The following is an 18,812-nucleotide window of genomic DNA, read 5'->3' as shown; positions in this document are numbered from 1 at the left end:
CGGCGATGGCAGCTACTCACCAGGATCGTGGCGCAAAGCAGCGGACCTCAGCCTCGCTCCCGGTCCGAGGTAAATCTCGGGCATGGCGAGGCCGGCTGGCGTCAGCGCTGGCAGCGCCAATAACGATGACCGTCCCTCGTATAATAGACGCGATGGCAGCCGACAGCACTCGCCGGCTTTCGCGTGGTCTGTCGGCGGTCTTCGCTGGGTGGCGCCGGGGGCGGCGTGGGTGGGGTGGCTGCGGTGGGTGGGGTTTCGGGGGCCTCCGCCGTCTCGATGGGGGCTGAACCGATCGGCAGCATCGCCTGCAAGGCGTGCAGGCGGATCCCCACGACCTTCGCGATCTGGCGGGCATCCTCCTCCTCGCAAGCGAGCCGGGTGAGTTGCGTGAGGGAGGACATCTGACCGATCACCAGGGCGGCCTGCACCGGCGCCACCGGCAGCGGCCCCCGCTCGATGCGCATGAAGTCCATATTGGCAGAGACCAATGCCCGCTTGATGTCGCTGCAACTGGCACCATCGGCCCAAGCCGGCGCGATGCCCAAGCAGGTGATCAGGCCGGCGCAAGACAAGGCGAAGGCAATCCTCATTGGTGAACTCTCCAGACCGGAGGGTGATATTGGCGACTTTCTCAAAGCCGTTCAATCGTCAGGCCACCATAACGGCGGCTGTTCCTGGCAACTATGAGGCCAGTTCTGATCTTCGCCGCGGCAGATGAAGCCCACGCGGCGTCCCGAGGCAAACGATTCGACGGAAAAGCCGCGGTTTGGGGAAGCGGCTCCCTCCGCCCCCAAAGGGCGAGGCTGCGCCGAGTTTCCCCGCGCTGTCGCGCGTACTTTACGTGGTGGTCGCGCTTATTCGCTGCCTTCGCAGATCGGGGTCGGCCGTGGCGGCGGCGCAGGGTGGTCGAGCTTGTATTGCGCCAAGACCGGCTCGAGGACTTGCCGCGACCAGTATTTGGGAGCGCCGATCTCCCTCAGGCAGGCAGCGTTCCAATAGAGGCCGGCCCGGGCAGGCGACTGCCCGGCCGCCACCGAGCGTGCGACATTGCTGACGTCGGCGGCTTCGGGATAGATGTAGAGCGTGGTCGGATAGTCCTTCACCATGGAGAGGATCTGCTTCACGTCCCCGAGCGACCAGCTGGTGCAGCCATTGCTGCGGCCGCCCGCATAATCCACCAGCTTGCCGAAGGGAACGTAACCATCCTGGTTCGCATAGGGGCTGCTCGGAGCCTTGCGCAAGCACACGCCCTTCAGGGCGACGGCGGCATGGCCGCCGATGGCGCGCTGGCGGGCGTTCGCGGTCTCGCCCACACCATCGAATTGGATGAAGGACCGCAGAAATGCCGCGTCCTGGTTTACGGCCACGCGATAATAGCCCTTGAACGAGGTTTTTGTCTCGGCAGTCACATAGGCGCCGCCCGTCGTCAGTTCCGAATCCTGCGCATTGCCGAAATGCCTCGCGCAGCGTCGTCCATTGGAGAAATCCGCCACGCCCCTCAGATTGCGGCCGCCACCATGCCCCGCCGAAATGGCCCGGAACGAGTGCTGGGATTCGCAGATGATGTAGAAGCGTCCGCCCGAGCTGCCGGGATCGTTGGGGCGCGTCGCATCCATGGCGAAATAGCAGGGATTGTTGACGGTTCCCTGGCTCGCCTTCTGCACATAGAGCGCTCGCGCCCTCTGCAGGACCGGCAGGGCAATCTGTCCCTGCCCCTCGCCGACATACGTCATCAACCAGCCGGGAATGCCGGCGGCCTGGCCAGCCGCCAAAGCCTCGAACGATCCCGCGCCGACAGCGGCGCCAAGAGACAGGCAGATGATACCCACGCCCTTCACCAGCCTGGATTTCAGTCGCACCGAGCCGATTTTCCTTGTGTAATGTGGTCCGAGGGCTGCTTTCAGGATCTCCATCCTGCGGATGGGAAGGGCCGCCTTGGGGGTATGCGCCGACCGAGCCATCGTAAGTTCTTTCCCTCTTTATCGCCGAACCGGCCCGCGAAGAAGGCGCGGCACGAGCAATGCGAAAGCCAGGCGAGCATGGCCATAATCCGCACGGGGTCAGGCTAGCCGGGAAGCGTTACGTTTCCTTTACCCACCTTGCATGTCGGCAGAGGACGGCAAATTGATGGAGAGCCGGCGTCCGGGTGCGAAGAAGTGAAGTTGCCCGCCAGATATTGGCGGCAGTGGAGGCTTCAGCAACGCTTCAGCGCACCTGCTTTTGAGCTGCCGGTCTTGCGATCGACGACGAGCTCGAAGCTCACCTTCTGCCCCTCGTGCAGTTCGCCAAGCCCTGAGCGCGTCACGGCGGTAATATGAACGAAGATATCCCGACTGCCATTGTCCGGTGCGATGAAGCCGTACCCCTTGGCGGGATCGAACCATTTGACAGTACCAGTGCTCATGCTGAGCCTCCTCCCAGAGGCTTCAATCTCGGCTTTTGGCACCCGATGCGATTTCGAACTTTTGCCAAGGACACCGGGCTGCCCCGGAAACACCGTTCGTTCAGACCGCGTACAATGTCCTCGGCAAGCTGCCGGCAGGCTATTCCCGACGGCACAGGCGAGCGGCTCGCGGTCTCGGCTCCATCCACGAAAGGCTCGACGGCCTGGTTCGCATTTTCTTGTCGCGGTTGGAAGGAGCGGCTGATCTCACCGTGGCGTGACCGCAATCGACAGCACGCTCGTTTCCCGGTGGCGGAGCCGGCAATACGTCCTCGTGGCCAAGGCGTTGCCGGCTGCGATGACCAGGCATCGGCCCAGCAGCTTTGGCGGCAGGTTCTCCATGACAGCCGCGCCGAACGTTCGACGCGGCGCCTGCCTTGCTCCGAGGTCGTTCCGCGTCATCGCCGGATTGCTAGACGTTGGATGAATGGATCGCATCGACCACCGCGTCAGTGACCTCCTTGGTGGTGGCCGTGCCGCCGACGTCGGGCGTCAGAATGCCTGAGCCCGTCACCCTTTCCACTGCCCGCATCAGCCTGGCGGAGGCATCCGCCTCCCCGAGATGGTCGAGCATCTGGGCGGCCGTCCAGAACGTCGCCACGGGATTGGCGATGCCCTTGCCGGTGATGTCGAAGGCCGAGCCGTGGATCGGCTCGAACATCGAGGGAAAACGCCGCTCCGGATCGATATTGCCGGTCGGCGCCACGCCGAGGCTGCCGGCCAGCGCGCCGGCGAGATCGGAGAGAATATCGGCGTGGAGGTTGGTGGCGACGATGGTGTCGAGGCTTTTGGGATTGAGGGTCATGCGCACCGTCATCGCGTCGACCAGCATCTTGTCCCAACTCACGTCCGGAAACTCCCCGGCGACCTCGGCGGCGATCTCGTCCCACATCACCATGCCGTGGCGCTGCGCATTCGACTTGGTGACAACCGTCAGGAACTTGCGCGGCCGTGATTGGGCCAGCTTGAAGGCATAGCGCATGATGCGGGTAACGCCGACGCGGGTGAAGATCGCGACTTCCGTGCCGACCTCCTCGGGAAGCCCCCTATGGGCGCGGCCGCCATGCCCGGAATATTCCCCCTCGGAGTTTTCGCGCACGATGACCCAATCGAGATCACCGGGCCCGCAATGGCGCAAGGGCGAGGTGATGCCCGGCAGGATCTTGGTCGGCCGGACATTGGCATATTGGTCGAAGCCCTGGCAGATCGGCAGGCGCAGCCCCCACAGCGTGATGTGATCGGGGACGTCGGGCGCACCGACCGCGCCGAAATAGATGGCATCGAATTTCTTGAGCCTGGACAGCCCGTCAGCCGGCATCATCACGCCGTGCTTCTTATAGTGGTCGGAGCCCCAGTCGAAATTCTCGATGTTGAACTTCAGCCTGCCGTCGCGCCTTTCGAGCGCAGCCAGCACCGTGGTGCCGGCGGCGATGACTTCGGGGCCGATGCCATCCGCGGGAATGGCGGCGATGGAATATTCGCGCATCTTCTATGCTCCAGGGGAAAAGAGGGATCAGCCATGCTGGCGGACAGCGCTGGTGTTGGCAGTATCTGGGGTGCTGGTGGCGGAACGGGCGAGGACCAGGGTCAGCACGGCCGACAGCACCAGAAGCCCGGCGACGAAATAGAGCCCTCCGGCAAATCCGCCCGTCACGTCCTTGATCCAGCCGATCATCGAGGGGCCGACGAAGCCGCCGAGATTGCCGATGGAGTTGATCGTGGCGATGCCGGCTGCCGCGGCCGGGCCGGAGAGGAACAGGGTCGGCATGCTCCACAGTGGCGGCTTCGAGCAGCTGATGCCGATATTGACCAGCATCAGGGCGATCAGGACGGTGACGATCCCGCTGGCGCCTGAAGCGAAGGCAAGGCCGGCCGCCGCCAGCAGGCAGGCGAAGACGACATGCCAGGTGCGTTCGCCGGTCCGGTCGGAATGACGGGCCCAGAACACCATGGCGATGACGGCCATCACGGCCGGTATGGCGTTGAGGAAGCCGACCTGCAGCGATGTCAGGCCGAATTCCTTGATGATCTGGGGCGCCCAGATGCCAAGCGTATACAGACCTGCGGAAGTGCCGAAATAGACCAGAGCAAGGGCAAGGACGCGGATATCGGCCAGACCCGCCCAGATGCCGTGGCTGGCCTTGGGGCCCTTGGCCTTCTGCTCGTCCGCCATGGTAGCAACCAGCCAGGCGCGCTCCTCCTCCGTCAGCCATTTCGCCTTCTCCGGGCGATCGGTGAGATAGAACAGCACGATGATGCCGAAGACCAGCGCCGGTGCAGCTTCGATCAGGAACATCCACTGCCATCCGGCCAGACCCATCAGCCCGTGCATTTCCAGGAGCATCCCGGATATTGGTGACCCCAGTGCCGTGGACAGGGGAGCCGCCGCCATGAAGATCGCCGTGACGGCGGCGCGGCGGCGGGCGGGGAACCAGAAGCTCAGATAGAGGATGATGCCCGGGAAGAAACCGGCTTCGGCGACGCCAAGCAAGAAGCGAAGGATGTAGAAATCCGTCACTCCCTGCACGCAGGCCATCAGGCCGGAAATGACGCCCCAGGTGATCATCACCCGCGCGATCCAGATGCGCGCGCCGACCTTGTTGAGGATGAGATTGGACGGCACCTCGAACAGAAAATAACCGAGGAAGAAGATGCCGGCACCCAGGCCGAAAATGGTCGAGGAGAAGCCCAATTCCTTGTTCATCTCCAGTGCAGCAAAACCGATATTCACGCGGTCGAGGAATGCAATGAAGTAAAGCAGCATGATGAAGGGCACTATGCGCCATGAAATCTTGCGTAAGACACGGCTTTCCAGCTCGCTTGCCACGGCAATCTCCTCCCATTTTTTGCGGAGCACTTCTGCTGCGCTTGTTCATCGTTTTTCCGCGGAGGAGCCCTGGACTTCAATGCATCCAAAATTATATAAATTATTTGTATAATTGGGAGAGGATCGTGGAACTCGGCCAACTCCGGTGTTTCGCCATGGTGGCGGAGGAACTGCATTTCGGCCGGGCCGCGCAAAAGCTCGGCATGCTGCCGGCCTCATTGGGCCGGCATATCCGGCTTCTGGAGGAATCGCTGGGCACGCAATTGCTGCTGCGCACGACGCGCAATGTCGGCTTGACCAGCGAAGGCACAACGCTCCTGCCGCAGGCGCGCCAACTCCTCGAGCAATCCGACGGCATTGTGGCCCGCTTCAGGGCGATGGGCGGGAACTCGGCCAAACCGCTGAGGATCGGTGCGATCGACAGCGCCGCCGCCGGCCTCCTGCCGATGCTCCTCCAGGACCTTCGAGCCGTTCGCCCGGACATGGCAACCCAGCTCATCGAGGACAAGACCATCCGGCTGCTGCCAAGGCTGCTGTCCGGGCGCATCGATCTCGCCTTCATTCGCCCGCCCGATGCGGTGGACCACCGCATCAAGACCGTCCGGCTGTTTCACGAAACCGCGGTGGTGGCGATGTCGGTCCATCACCGCTTGGCGGAGCGGCCCCATGTCGCGATCCGCGAGCTCGAGGACGAGCCGCTCATCGTTCCGGAGCGGCGATCCCGCCCCCACAGCCACGACCTCACCATCAAGCTGTTCACCGAAGCCGGCCTGCAGGCCAGGATCGCGCAATTGGCGGATGAAAAGCAGACCATCGTCAATCTCGTGGCGGCGCGGATCGGTATTGCCATCGTCCCCCAATGGACCGCCCGCCTCGCGGTCAGCGGCGTTGTCTACGTGCCCCTTGCCATCGAGCCGGGCGCGATGACCAACAAGCTGCCGCTTTCAGTGGCCTGGCTGAAGGGCGCACGCGATCCGGCCAGGGACAGGATCCTGGAGGTTCTGAACCGGAACCTATCGCGATACGAGGAATCAGCCTGAAGCGTTTTGAATTTTGATGGAACCGTCAAGAATTGCGACAACGCTTTAGCTCGTCCACAAGGCAGGTGCGTGGACGCCGATATAGTCCCAAAGGCGGTTGGCGACGGGACCGTGCGGGCGATCACGCCGTCGCGCGGCGACCAGCTCGGTTTCAACACCCGGAAAGGAGGCGCCGGCGATGGAGAGAAGGCGTCCATCCCGCAATTCCTGCTCGATCATGAAGCGCGGCAGATGTCCCCAGGCCATGCCGCGAAGGATGACCTCCTTCTTCATCGCGTGATCGGCGACCGTGCATTGCGGTGCCCCCTCCAAGACGTAGAAATTGACCTTCGCTGCCGCTCGCGTCGTATCGCGGATGATGCATTGGGTGAGCCCGCGCATTTGATCCGGTGAGATCCGGCGCGTGAGCTCGAACGGCAGAAACCGCGGGGCAACCACCGGCACGAACGACACCTTGCCCAGGTCGATCCATTCCAGGCGGGGATCGGCCTTTTCGACCCAATGCAGGATCAGATCGGCCTCATCCTCCAAAAGCCGTTCCGATGGGCCGCCGATCGTCTCGAAATGGAGGTCCAGTCGTGTCTGCGGGCATTGCGAGAAGAAGCCGCCCAGCAGTTGCAGGCCTTCATGCAGGGGGCAGGTGTCGCCGAGAATGACGCGCACATGCGTCTCTTCGCCCATTGCAAGCTGGCGGGCATGTATGCGCAGCGCCTCCATTTCGCCGAGCAAGGACTGGGCCTTGCGGTGGAACGAGCGGCCGGCCTCGGTCAGGGTTACGCGATAGCCGCTGCGGTCGAGCAGGAGGACGCCGAGATTGGTCTCCAGCTTGGCGATCGCCGCGAATATCGCCGCATGCGAACGGTGGAGCGCGGCGGCCGCAGCCTGGAAGCCGCCTTCGCGGACCACGGCATCGAAGCACTGGATTTCCTGAAGCGTGAAGGCTTGCATTGCCAATTATTATTACAAAGATTGTAAAATATTTTCAATTTTTATTGAAATTCTGCGGCCCTAATTTCGAAACGTCCAACGAGGAGCGCGGCTCTCGATCCCGGCGCTGCCGCCGGAAAGAGCACAGCATGAAAAGGTGCACGCTATGACCAACGCTATTGCCCGGCTGGCCACGCCGGATCCTGAGGAGCCGGCAACCCTGTCGTTCCTGACCACGGGAGACGGCATCAAGATCGCCTACAAGGCGGACGGCCCGGAAGATCGCCCGGCTCTCATCCTGTCCAATTCCATTGGCACGACCCTGCATATGTGGGATCTGCAGATCCCGCAGCTGTCGAAACATTTTCGGGTCATTCGCTATGATTTTCGCGGCCACGGCGCCTCGGAGGTATCGCCCGGCGCCTATTCAGACGGCCGGCTCGGCCGCGACGTGATCGAGCTGATGGATTGGCTCGGCATCGAGCGCGCGCATTTCCTCGGCCTATCCCTGGGCGGCTTCGTCGGCCAGTGGCTCGCCATCCATGCGCCGGAGCGCATCGAGCGCCTGGTGTTGAGCAACACGGCCGCCCATCTCGGCCCCGCAGCCTATTTCGACAAGGCCATCGCCGCCGTACTTGCCGCGCCGGATATGAAGGAGACTGCGGAAACCTTCATCGGCAACTGGTTTCCGAAGGCCATGATCGAGGCGAATGGGCCGGTCATTCGAACGTTCCGGGAGATGCTGCTGAACACCTCGCGGCAGGGTCTTGCCGGCAACTGGGCAGCAGTGCGCGATGCCGACCTACGCCGCCCCATCGCCCTGATCGCAGCCCCCACGCTGGTCATTGCCGGTGAGTTCGACACGGTCACCTCTCTCGGCAAGAGCGAAGAGATCGCCAACACCATCCCCGGCGCCCGGCTGAAGGTGCTGCCCGCCGTTCACCTCAGCAATATCGAGTTCCCGCAGGAGTTCGTGGCGGAGGTGCTGTCGTTCCTGCAAGTGGATGCGGCGTAATCGCGATTGGGAAAGGCGGGATTCACACGCGCTCGAGCGCGATGGCGATGCCCTGCCCGACGCCGATGCACATGGTCGAGAGCGAGCGCCTGCCGCCCTTGTGGGCCAATTCCAGCGCCGCCGTTCCGGTGATGCGAGCCCCGGACATGCCGAGCGGATGACCAAGCGCGATGGCGCCGCCATTCGGGTTCACACGCGGATCGTCATCGGCAATGCCGAGTTCGCGCAGTGTGGCAAGCCCCTGCGCGGCAAAGGCTTCGTTGAGTTCGATCACGTCGAAATCGCCCTGTGTCAGCCCCAGCCGCGTCATGAGCTTTTGCGAGGCCGGCGCCGGGCCGATCCCCATGATCCGCGGCGGCACGCCGGCCATCGCACCGCCCAGGACGCGGGCAATCGGGGCCAGGCCATGGGCTTTCGCCGCCGCTTCCGAGGCCAGGATCAGCGCGGCAGCGCCGTCATTCACGCCCGAAGCATTGCCCGCCGTGACCGAGCCCCCCTCGAACAGCGGCCTGAGCTTGGCGAGAGATTCCAGCGTGGTGGCACGGGGATGCTCGTCCCGGTCCATCACCACCGGATCGCCCTTGCGCTGTGGAATCGTGACCGGCACGATTTCCTGCGCCAGCCGCCCATTGGCCTGCGCAGAAGCGGCTTTTTGCTGCGAGGCCAGCGCCATGACGTCCTGCGCCTCGCGGGACACGCCGAAATCATCTGCGACGTTCTGGCCGGTCTGCGGCATGGAGTTGGTGCCATAGGCCTTGTGCATCGCCGGATTGACGAAACGCCAGCCGATGGTGGTGTCGTGGATTTCGGCATGGCGCGAAAAGGCGCTGTCCGCCTTGGGCATGACGAAGGGCGCGCGCGACATGGATTCGACGCCGCCGGCAATCATCAAACCGGCCTCGCCGGCCTTGATGGCACGGGCCGCGGCAAGGACGGCATCCATGCCCGAGCCGCAGAGCCGGTTGATGGTGGTGCCGGGAACCGTGAGAGGAAGCCCCGCCAGGAGAAGCGACATGCGGGCAACATTGCGATTGTCCTCACCTGCCTGATTGGCGCAGCCGAAGATCACGTCGTCGACATCGCGCCAGTCCACGCCAGCATTGCGGGCCATCAGTGCCTTCAGCGGCGCGGCACCGAGATCGTCGGCCCGAACCGACGCCAGCGCACCACCGAAACGGCCGATTGGGGTGCGGACATAGTCGCAGATGAAAACCTCGGTCATGTCATAGCTCCGGAACGACGAGATCGACAACCGGACCGGATACATGGAGCTGAGCCCCTGTCACGGCCTGCAATTGGCCGATTGAAAGAGAGGGCAGTTTCTCGCGCAGCACGAACCGACCACCTTCGATGTCAACAACGGCGAGGCTGGTATAGACCCGGGTAACGCAGCCCACCCCGGTCAGCGGCAGGGTGCATCGTTCGAGCAGCTTGGGCTGGCCGTCCCTGGTCGCGTGATCGGTAATGACGGCGACGCGCTTTGCGCCATGCACCAGGTCCATGGCGCCACCGACGGCGGGCACACCCTTCGGCCCGGTCGACCAATTGGCGAGGTCACCGGTCTGGGCGACCTGATAGGCACCGAGGATGGCCACGTCGAGATGGCCGCCCCGTACCATGGCAAAGCTATCGGCATGGTGGAAGAAGGCAGCCCCCGGCTTCAGCGTCACCGCTTTCTTGCCCGCATTGATAAGATCCCAGTCTTCTTCCCCCTCTGCCGGGCTCTCGCCGAAGTTCAGGATACCGTTCTCGGTGTGAAAGATCGCCTCGCGCCCGGCAGGCTGATACTGGGCCACCTTCTCGGGAAGACCGATACCGAGATTGACATAGGCGCCATCGGCGATGTCCTGCGCTGCGCGCCATGCAATCTGGTTGCTCGACAATCTGCTCATCTCAGGCCTCCAGCGGATAGGCGGCATTGGCGCGATTCAGGTCTTCTTCCTGATGCGGATGGGGCACTTCGACGATCTTCTGGACGAAGATGCCGGGGGTGACCACCGCCTCGGGATCGATCTCGCCCGCCGGCACGATGCGGCTGGCCTGCACGATGGTCACGGCCGCGGCCATGCACATCAGCGGGTTGAAGTTCCGCGCCGCCATCCGGTAGGTCAGATTGCCATAGGGATCGGCCAATTCGGCCTTCACCAGCGCGACATCGGCCTTGAGCCAGCGCTCGCGCACATAGGAACGTCCCTCGAATTCCGCCACCGGCTTGCCCGCCGCCAGATCGGTGCCGAAGCTGGTTGGCGTATAGAAGGCAGGGATGCCGGCGCCGCCGGCGCGGATGCGTTCAGCCAGCGTGCCTTGCGGCATGAGTTCCAGCTCGATCTCGCCGGCAAGGTAAAGCTGCGTGAACACCACCGGATCCGCCGAGCGCGGGAAGGAGCAGATCAGCTTGCGCACCATGCCCGCCTCGATCAGCGCGGCGAGACCGACATGCCCGTTGCCGGCATTGTTGTTCACCACCGTCAGGTCCCTGGGATGCCCCGTGGCGCGATAGCGGTCGATCAGTGCATGGATCAGCTCGATCGGCGAACCGGCGCCGCCGAAGCCTCCGATCATCACGGTCGTTCCGTCCTCGATCTCAGCCACGGCGCTGGCGAGGTTCGCGACTGTCTTGTCCATCTCAATCCATCCATGGGCCGAACGCGATCTGGAGGCGCAGAATTAAGCGCGATGGCGCATTCCGTAAATCCAATTTGTGCGATATGATGTTATTTGTTGACATATCGCACAAAGAAAATGGATGGCGATCAGCGAACGCGACATCATGGGAGGGTTGGCCAAAGGACTGGCGGTGATCGAGACCTTCACCGCCGAGCGCCCGCGCCAATCCATTGCCGAAGTCTCGGCCGCCTCGGGATTGGACCGGGCCACGGCCCGGCGCTGCCTGCTGACGCTCGCTTATCAGGGCTATGCCGATTACGACGGCAAATTCTTCACCCTGACGCCGCGCATCCTGCGGCTCGGCACGGCCTGCCTCGCGACCATGCCGCTGCCGCAGATCGTGCAGCCGATGCTGGACAGACTGTCAGAAGAGATCGGGGAAAGCTCGTCGGTCTCCATCCTCGACGGCAGCGAGATCGTCTATGTCGCCCGCGCCGCACAGAGAAAGGTGATGTCGGTGGTGCTGATGCCCGGCTCGCGCCTGCCGGCCTATTGCACCTCGATGGGGCGGGTGCTGCTCGCCGGCCTGCCGGAATCGGAAGCACGGGCGATACTGGGTACGGATACGCTGCCGGGGCGCACCTCGCGCACACTGACCGATCCCGAGGCTGTCGTCGCCGAACTGGTGCGGGTCAGGGCCCAGGGCTATGCCGCCATCGACCAGGAGGTGGAGGAAGGATTGCGCTCCGTTGCGGTGCCTCTCCTGAATGTACGCGGCCGCGTGATCGCGGCGCTCAACACCGGCCTGCCGGCTTCCGGCCCGGTGGCGGATCTGACCAGCCGCTATTTGCCGGCCCTGCTGGCCGTGCAGGCGCAACTGAAACCGATCCTGCGATAGAGGTACCGTCGCATTCAGATCTCGAGCAAGGCGTAGGGCCGGCCCGTCGGCTTTTCGATATGGGCCGCCACATTGTAGACGGGGGCGCCTCGCGGCGTCTTGCCCTGATAGGCACCACGATGGGCATGGCCATGGACCACGGCGCTGACCTCGAAGCGATCGATGGTTTCGGCGAGCCGCGAGGAACCCAGGAAGGGATAGATTTCAGGGGGCTCGCCGGCGACCGTCTCGACGATGGGGGCGTAGTGAAGCACCACCACCGCCCGATCGGCGCGAACCTGCCGCATGGCATTCTCCAGGCGCATCGCCTGGTCGATGCCCTCGGCCACCATGGCCTTGATGGCGGGCTCGCCGAACGAGCTCAGCATGAAGCGCCCGAAGCCACCTGCAAATCCCTTCACACCGACGAAGCCGACACCTTCGATCTCGACATGACGGCCGTCGAGCAGATGCACCTTTGCCGCTTCCAGAATGGAAGCCAGCCTGTCCGTCTCACCTCCCTCATAGTCGTGATTGCCGAGCACGGCGACCACGGGAATGCTGCATGCGGTGAGGTCAGCGGCAAGATGCTCGGCCTGTTTCGGCTTGCCGAGATCGGTGAGGTCGCCGGCCAGCACCAGCACATCCGCCGCCTCCGAAATCTCCTTGAAGAGATCGCGGTAGGACTCTTCCGGCGTATCCTTGACATGCAGGTCGGCCAGGGCAGCCACCTTGATGCTTTTTGGCCTGTCATTCATCGCTTCTGTGTCCCTTGGAAGCGCGGCGGTCCCCCTCACCGCCCACATCGGCAAACCCCCATTCCTTAACGTCGATCTCAAAGTCTATGCGTGAATACATGCGGCCCCGGCAGATCTTCATCTGTGGGGGCGGCAATTGCCGCTGTGCAGCGAGCCGCTCGAGTAATTCCGTCAACAGCCAGGCCGGAACGACGTCGCGCTCTGATGGATAGATCCAGCGGAAATTGAGCAGGTGCATCAGGAGCACCTCCCAATGCACCTCCATATGCGCAAGCAGGCGCTGCCAGTCAATCTGCGCATGCGTCTTGAGGATGAGATGGACCACGTCGGCGCCGTCATAGCGATGGCGCATCTGCACGAAACATTTGGACCAGATGAGATCGGTCGGTCCGACGATGCCTACCTTGCAATCATAAAGATGGATCTGGCGTCCCTGCTCGAACCAGTCGTCTCCCACCGGCATCGTGCCGTTCGGCGAGGCAAAAATGACGTCGAAGAACTTCTTGCCCTTGAAAACCTTGCCGAGCCAGCGATCATCCTCGATCTCGACGGCATAGTTCTCGGCCTGGAAATAGGCGAGCAGGCGCTGGGCATCCCCCGCCTTGCAGAAAATGTCCAGATCCTTGGTCAGGCGGGTGATGCCGGTATAGGCGCTGACGGCAAAGGTGCCGGCCACCAGAAACGGAACATCGCAGGCAGCCAGGTCGTGGATGGCCTGTTGCACGAAGCTCTCTGCTTCGTCGTCGTGCAGCAATGGCTCGGCCATAGCCTGCATCAGGTGCGACCGCTTTGCCTTGCCTGTCTGTTTCTTGCGGCTTGTCGCCATCCCCACCGCCTTTGCCCGCTCGAAGCATTGATCCTCCCTGTTGGAACCGACGTTGAACAACTTGGTTCCGAAGTGATCACGTCCGGTGAGCATTCGATCGCGCCGCAGCCGCAATCGAAGGGCTTGCCTGCCAGCCGCAGCGGTTACCCCGGGCTTCGCCGCGCGAGGGTGAAGTGGATGGCACAGTGATGGCAATGTTGCGACCACCACCGACACCGTGCAAGTGGCCTTGCAATGCATCGACCGGATGTCCGAGGCCGCCCTGGTCTCCCAGGCAGCGACCTCATCGATCCCGACGCTGCCGAATTGGCGGCATCGTCAGCCCCGACGAGCCGCCTCGATCGCCGCGACATCGATCTTCCTCATCGCCATCATCGCGTCGAACGCGCGTTTTGCTTCCGCACCGCCGGCGGCTATCGCCTCCGTCAAGGCGCGTGGCGTGATCTGCCAGGAGATGCCCCATTTGTCCTTGCACCAGCCGCACGCACTTTCCTGGCCGCCATTGCCGACGATGGCGTTCCAGTAACGGTCGGTCTCCTCTTGGTCATCCGTGGCGATCTGGAAGGAAAAGGCTTCGCTATGCTTGAACGCCGGCCCGCCATTGAGGCCAAGACAGGGGATGCCGGCAACGGTGAATTCGACCGTCAGTACATCGCCCTCCTTGCCCGACGGATAGTCGCCGGGAGCGCGATGGACGGCATGCACGTTGCTGTCAGGAAAGGTCTCGGCATAGAAGCGGGCCGCAGCCTCGGCGTCCTTGTCGTACCACACGCAGATCGTGTTCTTGGCAATCGCCATTGCTTGTCCTTTCGCTTTCAGAGCCAATGGAGCTTCTGACGGACTCGCGGTCGTTCGCAATCGGCCTGAGCACCGCACCATGACCATAGAATGCACTCCCGCCGCACAACGTTCCGACAGCTACGCCCAAAAAGTCAATGTTGGTGCAGGCACTTGTTGTTCGAAGTCACGGCTCGCGGGGCACTGCCTCGGCAGGATGGGTGAGCAAAGACGGTTCGATGAGGGCAGCGGCGCAGGCTACCAGACTTCCATCATGCCGCGTGGCAGGCGACACGCACGTCACCTTCGACCGTCCGCATTTCGGGCCGTTCGCGCTTGCACACCTCCATCACCAGCGGGCAGCGCGGATGGAAGGCGCAGCCCGAAGGGGGATTGAGCGGGCTGGGCAGATCCCCGGCCAGGGGCGCGCGATCCCGGTTGGGATTTTCGATATCGGGGATCGTCTCCAGCAGCAGCCGCGTATAGGGATGGCGCGGCGTGTCGAACACGGTGCGGCCCGGCCCCTCCTCCACCAGGCGGCCGAGATACATCACACCGATGCGGTCGGTGAGAAAGCGCACCACCGACAGATTGTGGCTGATGAACAGATAGGTCAGGCCGAGGCGCTGCTGCAGGTCCTTGAGCAGGTTGAGCACCTGCGCCTGGACGGAGACGTCAAGGGCGGAGGTCGGCTCGTCCAGCAGCAGCAATTCGGCCTCGGCGGCAAGGGCGCGGGCGATGGAGATGCGCTGGCGCTGGCCGCCGGAAAACTCATGCGGATATTTGGTGCCGTCACCGGGCGCCATCCCGACGGTCGCCAGGAGTTCACCGACCCGGCGCCGGCGCTCGGCGCCCGGCAGATGCCGCATCGGCTCGGCGATGCTGCGGCCGATGCGCCAGCGCGGATTGAGGCTGCCGACCGGATCCTGGAACACCATCTGCAACCGCACCGCCCTGCCACCGGCGCCGACGAAGTCGATACGACCCGCGCTCGGCGCATCGAGACCGGCGATCAGGCGGGTGATGGTGGACTTGCCGCAGCCCGACTCGCCAACGATCGAAAAGGTGGTGCCACGCTCAATCCAAAAGCTCACGCCATCGACGGCCCGGACCAGCTTGCGGCCGGCGCGCGTGACCACACGCTGCAGGAAGGGCGCCGAGACGTCGAAGGTCTTGGAGAGATCGGCGACCTCGACCAGCGGGCTGGCGTTGTCCTGCTTCATGGCGCCTCGCTATCGATCCATTGATTGTCGGCGGCCACGACACGGCCCCTCTTCACCACGAGCGCGCGCGGCGGGCGATCCACCAGGATCTGCGCCAGGTTCTCGCCCTCGATCAGCACGAGGCTGCCTTCGCAGCCTGCCTCGAGTCCATAGCCTTCCAGCCCGAGCAGGTCGGCACCGCGGCGCGTGCCCATGTCGAGCGCCCTGAGCAACTCGGCATCGGTGCGGCAATGCGTGCGGTAGGCCAGGAGCCAGCAACGGTCGAGCATGTCGCCATCGCCATGCGGGTTCCAGGTATCGCGCAGCGAATCGGAGGCAACGGCGCAGCGCACCCCGCGCGCCGCGAGCTCGAACATCGGTGGGAAGCCAATCTCGCCCGGTACGGCGGAAATGATGCCGATTCCGGCTTCGGCCAGCACATCGATCATGCGCTGCACCTTGTGCGCCGGGCCGTCGCCGAGGCAGAAGGCGTGGCTGACGACGACGCGGCCCTGCATGCCGAGAGCGCGCGTGCGCTCGGCGATCATGCCGAGCTCGAACAGGCCCAGTTCCCCTGGCTCATGCAGGTGGATGTCGATCTTGGCGCCCTTGCGGCTCGCGATGTCGAAGATGGTGTCGAGATGTCCCTTCGGATCAGCGTCGATGGTGGCCGGGTCGATGCCACCGATGACCGAGGCGCCCTCGTCCAGCGCCGCCTCCATCAGATCCGCGGTACCGGGATCGATCATCAGGCCGGTCTGGGGGAAGGCGACCAGTTCCAGGCCAACGGCATGCTTCACCTTCTGCCAGGCCTCCAGCACGCCGTGCAGATTGTCGAGCCCGTAGGTGGTGGAGATATCGACATGGCTGCGGATATGGGTCGAGCCCATCTCCACGCAGCGCCGCATCAGATTGCCGGCGCGCTCGGGCACGCCCCAGGGCAGCTCCTTGCGGATGGCGACCTCATTGTCGATCATGGCCCGCAAGGAGGGAGGCACATTGATGCTGTGCCAAGGCAGGCCCCACAGGATCTTGTCGAGATGGACGTGTGCTTCGACGAAAGGCGCGATGGCGATGGCCCCCTTGCCCTCCACCTGCGGCACGCCTTCGGGCCGGGCCAGGTCGCGGCCGACGGCGGCGATCTTGCCGCCGCGGATCAGGATGTCGGCGCTTTCCTTGGCATCCGGGCGGACATTGGTGAGAAGCAGATCGGTCATTTCAGGGCCCATGATCGACAAAACAGGGATCAACGAAGACGAGGATTGAGGACATCGCGCAACCAGTCGCCGACGATGTTGACGGAGAGGACGAGCAGCACCAGCGCGGCCCCCGGGAACAGGGAGATCCACCATTCGCCCGACAGCAGGAGATCGTTGCCGGCGCGGATGAGCGTACCGAGCGAGGGCTGGGAAGGCGGCATGCCCAGGCCAAGGAAGGACAGGATTGCCTCGGTGAGGATGGCGACGCCCAGCCCGAGCGTAGCGAGCACCAGCACCGGCCCGATCGTGTTGGGCAGGATATGCGAGAGCACGATGCGAAGGCTGGATACCTTGCTGATGCGCGCCGCGGCCACATAGTCCTTCTGGCGCTCGATCATGGTGGCGGCCCGCACCGTGCGTGCGAACTGTACCCAGTCGGCGACGCCGATGGCGAGGATGACGACATAGAAGCGCATGTCTTCGCGCAACGCCGCCGGCATCACGATCTTGGCGACCCCATCGATGAAGAAAGCGATCATGATGGTTGGAAAGGAGAGCTGCACATCGGCAAGGCGCATGATGAGGGCATCGATCCAGCCCCCGAAATAACCGGCCAGCAAGCCGAGGGTCACCCCGATGGTAACCGAGAACAGCACGGCTGCGGCGCCGACCAGGATCGATATGCGCATGCCGTAGAAGATGGCCGACAGAATGTCCCTGCCCTGCTCGTCGGTGCCGAGCAGGTAGCGGACGCTCCCGCCTTCCGACCAGACGGGGGGCAGGCGTGCATCCATGATGTCGAGCGTGGCCGGATCGAAGGGATCATGCGGCGCGATCAGGTTGGCGGCCACGGCGCACAGGATCAGCAGGCCGAGGATGAAGGTGGCGATGATGACCGCGGGCGAAGTGCGAAAACGCCAGGCGAGTTCGCTGGTGGCCATGGTCCGGACGATGGCGGCAAACTGGCTCATTTCACCCTCAATCTCGGATCGACCAGGAGATAGGTCAGGTCGACGATCAGGTTGATCAGCACGAAGCTGAAACCGACGAAGGCGAGATAGGCTGCCATCACCGGAAAATCCGCAAACTCGATCGCCTGCAGGATCAGGAGGCCCATGCCGGGCCATTGGAACACCGCCTCGACCACGATGGCGAAGGCGATCAGCGAGCCGATTTGCAGGCCGACGATGGTGATCACCGGCAACAAGCTGTTGCGCAGGCCATGGGTGAGATGAACAGCCCGGTCCGACAGGCCGCGGGCCCGGGCGAACTTGATGAAATCGGAGCGCAGCACCTCCAACATCTCGCCGCGGATCAGGCGCATGATCATCGAGACCTGGAAGACGGCGAGCGTGATGGTGGGCATGATCAGGGCCTTGAGGCCGCTCACCGTGAGGAAACCGGTGGTCCACCAGCCGATCCGCACCGTGTCGCCGCGCCCGAAGGCCGACAGCCAGCGCAGCTCCACCGAAAAGACCAGGATCAGCAGCATGCCGATCAGGAACTGCGGCATGGAAATGCCGAGGAGCGAGCCCATCTGGAACAGGCGGCTCAACCATCCGCGCGGCCTCAGCGCCGTATAGACCCCCATGGGAATGCCGACCACCAAGGCGGTCAGGGTCGCCGCGAAGACCAGTTCCAGCGTCGCCGGCAAGCGGGTGAGGATGAGATCGAGCACGGGCTGCCGGTTGCGGTAGGAGACGCCGAAATCACCAACCACCGCCCGTTCGATGAAACGCCAGAATTGCACGATCGTCGGCTGGTCGAGGCCGAGGGCAGCCCGCAATTCCTCGCGCTGGGCCAGGGTGGCATTGACGCCGAGTACATTGTTCACGGGGTCGCCGAGGAAATTGAAGATGCAGAAGGACAACCCGGTAACGACCAGCATGACCAGGATGACGCTGGTGAGGCGGGTTGCGAGCATGGAGATCATGAGGGTCTCTCGATCCCTGGCGCATTTTCCAGAAGAGACGAAGGAGTCTCCGGTCGAGAAAGTGCGTCAAAACAAGAAGTTGAGCAAAGGCTACGACCCAACGGCAATGCCCCTCGGTTTGTGCTGCCCCTCACCTTACCTCTCCCCGTAAGAACGGGGCGAGGAGGCACGAGCGTTGCGATTGATCTTCAGTCCCTTCATCTCGCCCGACGGTCGGGCGAGATGGCGTACCGCCGGCATGAAACTCGCCGCCAAAGCCCCCTCGCCCCGTTCTTACGGGGAGAGGGTATGGGTGAGGGGCTGAGCGACCTCATCAGAGTGAATAAGCTGAAATGCGGTCACACCCCACGGGACCTGCGGAGGGGCGGTGGGAGAAACCGC

The 18,812-nt window shown here is 63.7% G+C and carries 19 protein-coding genes; 3 read left to right on the top strand and 16 right to left on the bottom strand.

Features of this window, described 5'->3' with window-relative positions; all coding sequences use genetic code 11:
* Positions 1-101: 101 nt before the first annotated feature.
* The 5 genes from ACR9ZN_RS02535 to ACR9ZN_RS02515 form a co-directional block, all read right to left on the bottom strand.
* On the bottom strand, positions 102-590 hold the full coding sequence (locus ACR9ZN_RS02535) for a hypothetical protein (RefSeq protein ID WP_454818127.1): 489 nt from the start codon (positions 588-590) through the stop codon (positions 102-104).
* Between the two features lie 264 nt (positions 591-854).
* Positions 855-1,859, bottom strand: coding sequence for a hypothetical protein (locus tag ACR9ZN_RS02530; protein ID WP_454818129.1), 1,005 nt, complete (start codon positions 1,857-1,859; stop codon positions 855-857).
* Between the two features lie 335 nt (positions 1,860-2,194).
* The gene (locus ACR9ZN_RS02525; protein ID WP_434960903.1) at positions 2,195-2,404 is read right to left on the bottom strand and encodes a cold-shock protein; all 210 of its coding nucleotides are present in this window, start codon (positions 2,402-2,404) and stop codon (positions 2,195-2,197) included.
* A 451-nt stretch (positions 2,405-2,855) separates the two neighbouring features.
* On the bottom strand, positions 2,856-3,929 hold the full coding sequence (locus ACR9ZN_RS02520; RefSeq protein ID WP_454818131.1) for a tartrate dehydrogenase: 1,074 nt from the start codon (positions 3,927-3,929) through the stop codon (positions 2,856-2,858).
* Positions 3,930-3,956: 27 nt separating this feature from the next.
* Positions 3,957-5,270: an MFS transporter gene (locus ACR9ZN_RS02515; RefSeq protein ID WP_481271275.1), complete on the bottom strand. Its 1,314-nt coding sequence runs from the start codon at positions 5,268-5,270 to the stop codon at positions 3,957-3,959.
* Positions 5,271-5,395: 125 nt separating this feature from the next.
* Here ACR9ZN_RS02515 and ACR9ZN_RS02510 point away from each other — a divergent pair, with 125 nt between their 5' ends.
* Entirely contained in the window at positions 5,396-6,310 is a 915-nt protein-coding gene (locus ACR9ZN_RS02510) for a LysR family transcriptional regulator (protein WP_454818135.1), read from the top strand.
* Between the two features lie 45 nt (positions 6,311-6,355).
* Here the strand turns inward: ACR9ZN_RS02510 and ACR9ZN_RS02505 are convergent, their stop codons facing one another.
* A complete protein-coding gene (locus tag ACR9ZN_RS02505) occupies positions 6,356-7,258 on the bottom strand; it encodes a LysR family transcriptional regulator (RefSeq protein WP_481271274.1) in 903 nt (300 codons plus the stop codon).
* A gap of 145 nt (positions 7,259-7,403) precedes the next feature.
* On the opposite strand from ACR9ZN_RS02505, the gene ACR9ZN_RS02500 reads away from it, so the two are divergent.
* Entirely contained in the window at positions 7,404-8,252 is an 849-nt protein-coding gene (locus ACR9ZN_RS02500) for an alpha/beta fold hydrolase (RefSeq protein ID WP_481271273.1), read from the top strand.
* Between the two features lie 22 nt (positions 8,253-8,274).
* Here the strand turns inward: ACR9ZN_RS02500 and pcaF are convergent, their stop codons facing one another.
* From pcaF to ACR9ZN_RS02485, 3 genes are read right to left on the bottom strand one after another with little or no spacing between them, the layout of a single operon-like run.
* Positions 8,275-9,474 (bottom strand): 3-oxoadipyl-CoA thiolase, encoded by a 1,200-nt coding sequence (gene pcaF, locus ACR9ZN_RS02495; protein ID WP_481271272.1) that lies wholly within the window; start codon positions 9,472-9,474, stop codon positions 8,275-8,277.
* 1 nt (position 9,475) lies between these two features.
* The gene (locus tag ACR9ZN_RS02490) at positions 9,476-10,144 is read right to left on the bottom strand and encodes a 3-oxoacid CoA-transferase subunit B (protein ID WP_481271271.1); all 669 of its coding nucleotides are present in this window, start codon (positions 10,142-10,144) and stop codon (positions 9,476-9,478) included.
* 1 nt (position 10,145) lies between these two features.
* Entirely contained in the window at positions 10,146-10,877 is a 732-nt protein-coding gene (locus ACR9ZN_RS02485) for a 3-oxoacid CoA-transferase subunit A (protein ID WP_481271270.1), read from the bottom strand.
* 121 nt (positions 10,878-10,998) lie between these two features.
* Between ACR9ZN_RS02485 and ACR9ZN_RS02480 the strand changes: the two genes are divergently transcribed.
* The gene (locus tag ACR9ZN_RS02480; RefSeq protein WP_481271269.1) at positions 10,999-11,757 is read left to right on the top strand and encodes an IclR family transcriptional regulator domain-containing protein; all 759 of its coding nucleotides are present in this window, start codon (positions 10,999-11,001) and stop codon (positions 11,755-11,757) included.
* A gap of 14 nt (positions 11,758-11,771) precedes the next feature.
* On the opposite strand, the gene ACR9ZN_RS02475 is transcribed toward ACR9ZN_RS02480, so the two are convergent.
* The 7 genes from ACR9ZN_RS02475 to ACR9ZN_RS02445 form a co-directional block, all read right to left on the bottom strand.
* Entirely contained in the window at positions 11,772-12,494 is a 723-nt protein-coding gene (locus ACR9ZN_RS02475) for a metallophosphoesterase family protein (RefSeq protein ID WP_481271268.1), read from the bottom strand.
* Positions 12,487-13,269, bottom strand: a complete 783-nt coding sequence (locus tag ACR9ZN_RS02470; RefSeq protein ID WP_481271941.1) for a nucleotidyltransferase family protein — start codon at positions 13,267-13,269, stop codon at positions 12,487-12,489. Before ACR9ZN_RS02470 ends, ACR9ZN_RS02475 begins: the two co-directional genes overlap by 8 nt.
* 369 nt (positions 13,270-13,638) lie before the next feature.
* Positions 13,639-14,112: a VOC family protein gene (locus ACR9ZN_RS02465; protein WP_434961357.1), complete on the bottom strand. Its 474-nt coding sequence runs from the start codon at positions 14,110-14,112 to the stop codon at positions 13,639-13,641.
* A gap of 257 nt (positions 14,113-14,369) precedes the next feature.
* A complete protein-coding gene (locus ACR9ZN_RS02460) occupies positions 14,370-15,320 on the bottom strand; it encodes an ABC transporter ATP-binding protein (protein WP_481271267.1) in 951 nt (316 codons plus the stop codon).
* Positions 15,317-16,516 carry an amidohydrolase family protein gene (locus ACR9ZN_RS02455; RefSeq protein WP_454818151.1) on the bottom strand — a complete coding sequence of 400 codons (1,200 nt, stop codon included), beginning with the start codon at positions 16,514-16,516 and terminating at the stop codon, positions 15,317-15,319. The genes ACR9ZN_RS02460 and ACR9ZN_RS02455 overlap by 4 nt, the downstream gene beginning before the upstream one ends.
* Positions 16,517-16,545: 29 nt before the next feature.
* Positions 16,546-17,469, bottom strand: a complete 924-nt coding sequence (locus ACR9ZN_RS02450; protein WP_434960923.1) for an ABC transporter permease — start codon at positions 17,467-17,469, stop codon at positions 16,546-16,548.
* Positions 17,466-18,431, bottom strand: a complete 966-nt coding sequence (locus tag ACR9ZN_RS02445) for an ABC transporter permease (RefSeq protein ID WP_434960924.1) — start codon at positions 18,429-18,431, stop codon at positions 17,466-17,468. The genes ACR9ZN_RS02450 and ACR9ZN_RS02445 overlap by 4 nt, the downstream gene beginning before the upstream one ends.
* Positions 18,432-18,812: the final 381 nt, after the last annotated feature.

This window comes from Labrys sp. HAY1-8F (assembly GCF_056754975.1).
This window is presented reverse-complemented; position numbering and strand designations above follow the sequence as displayed.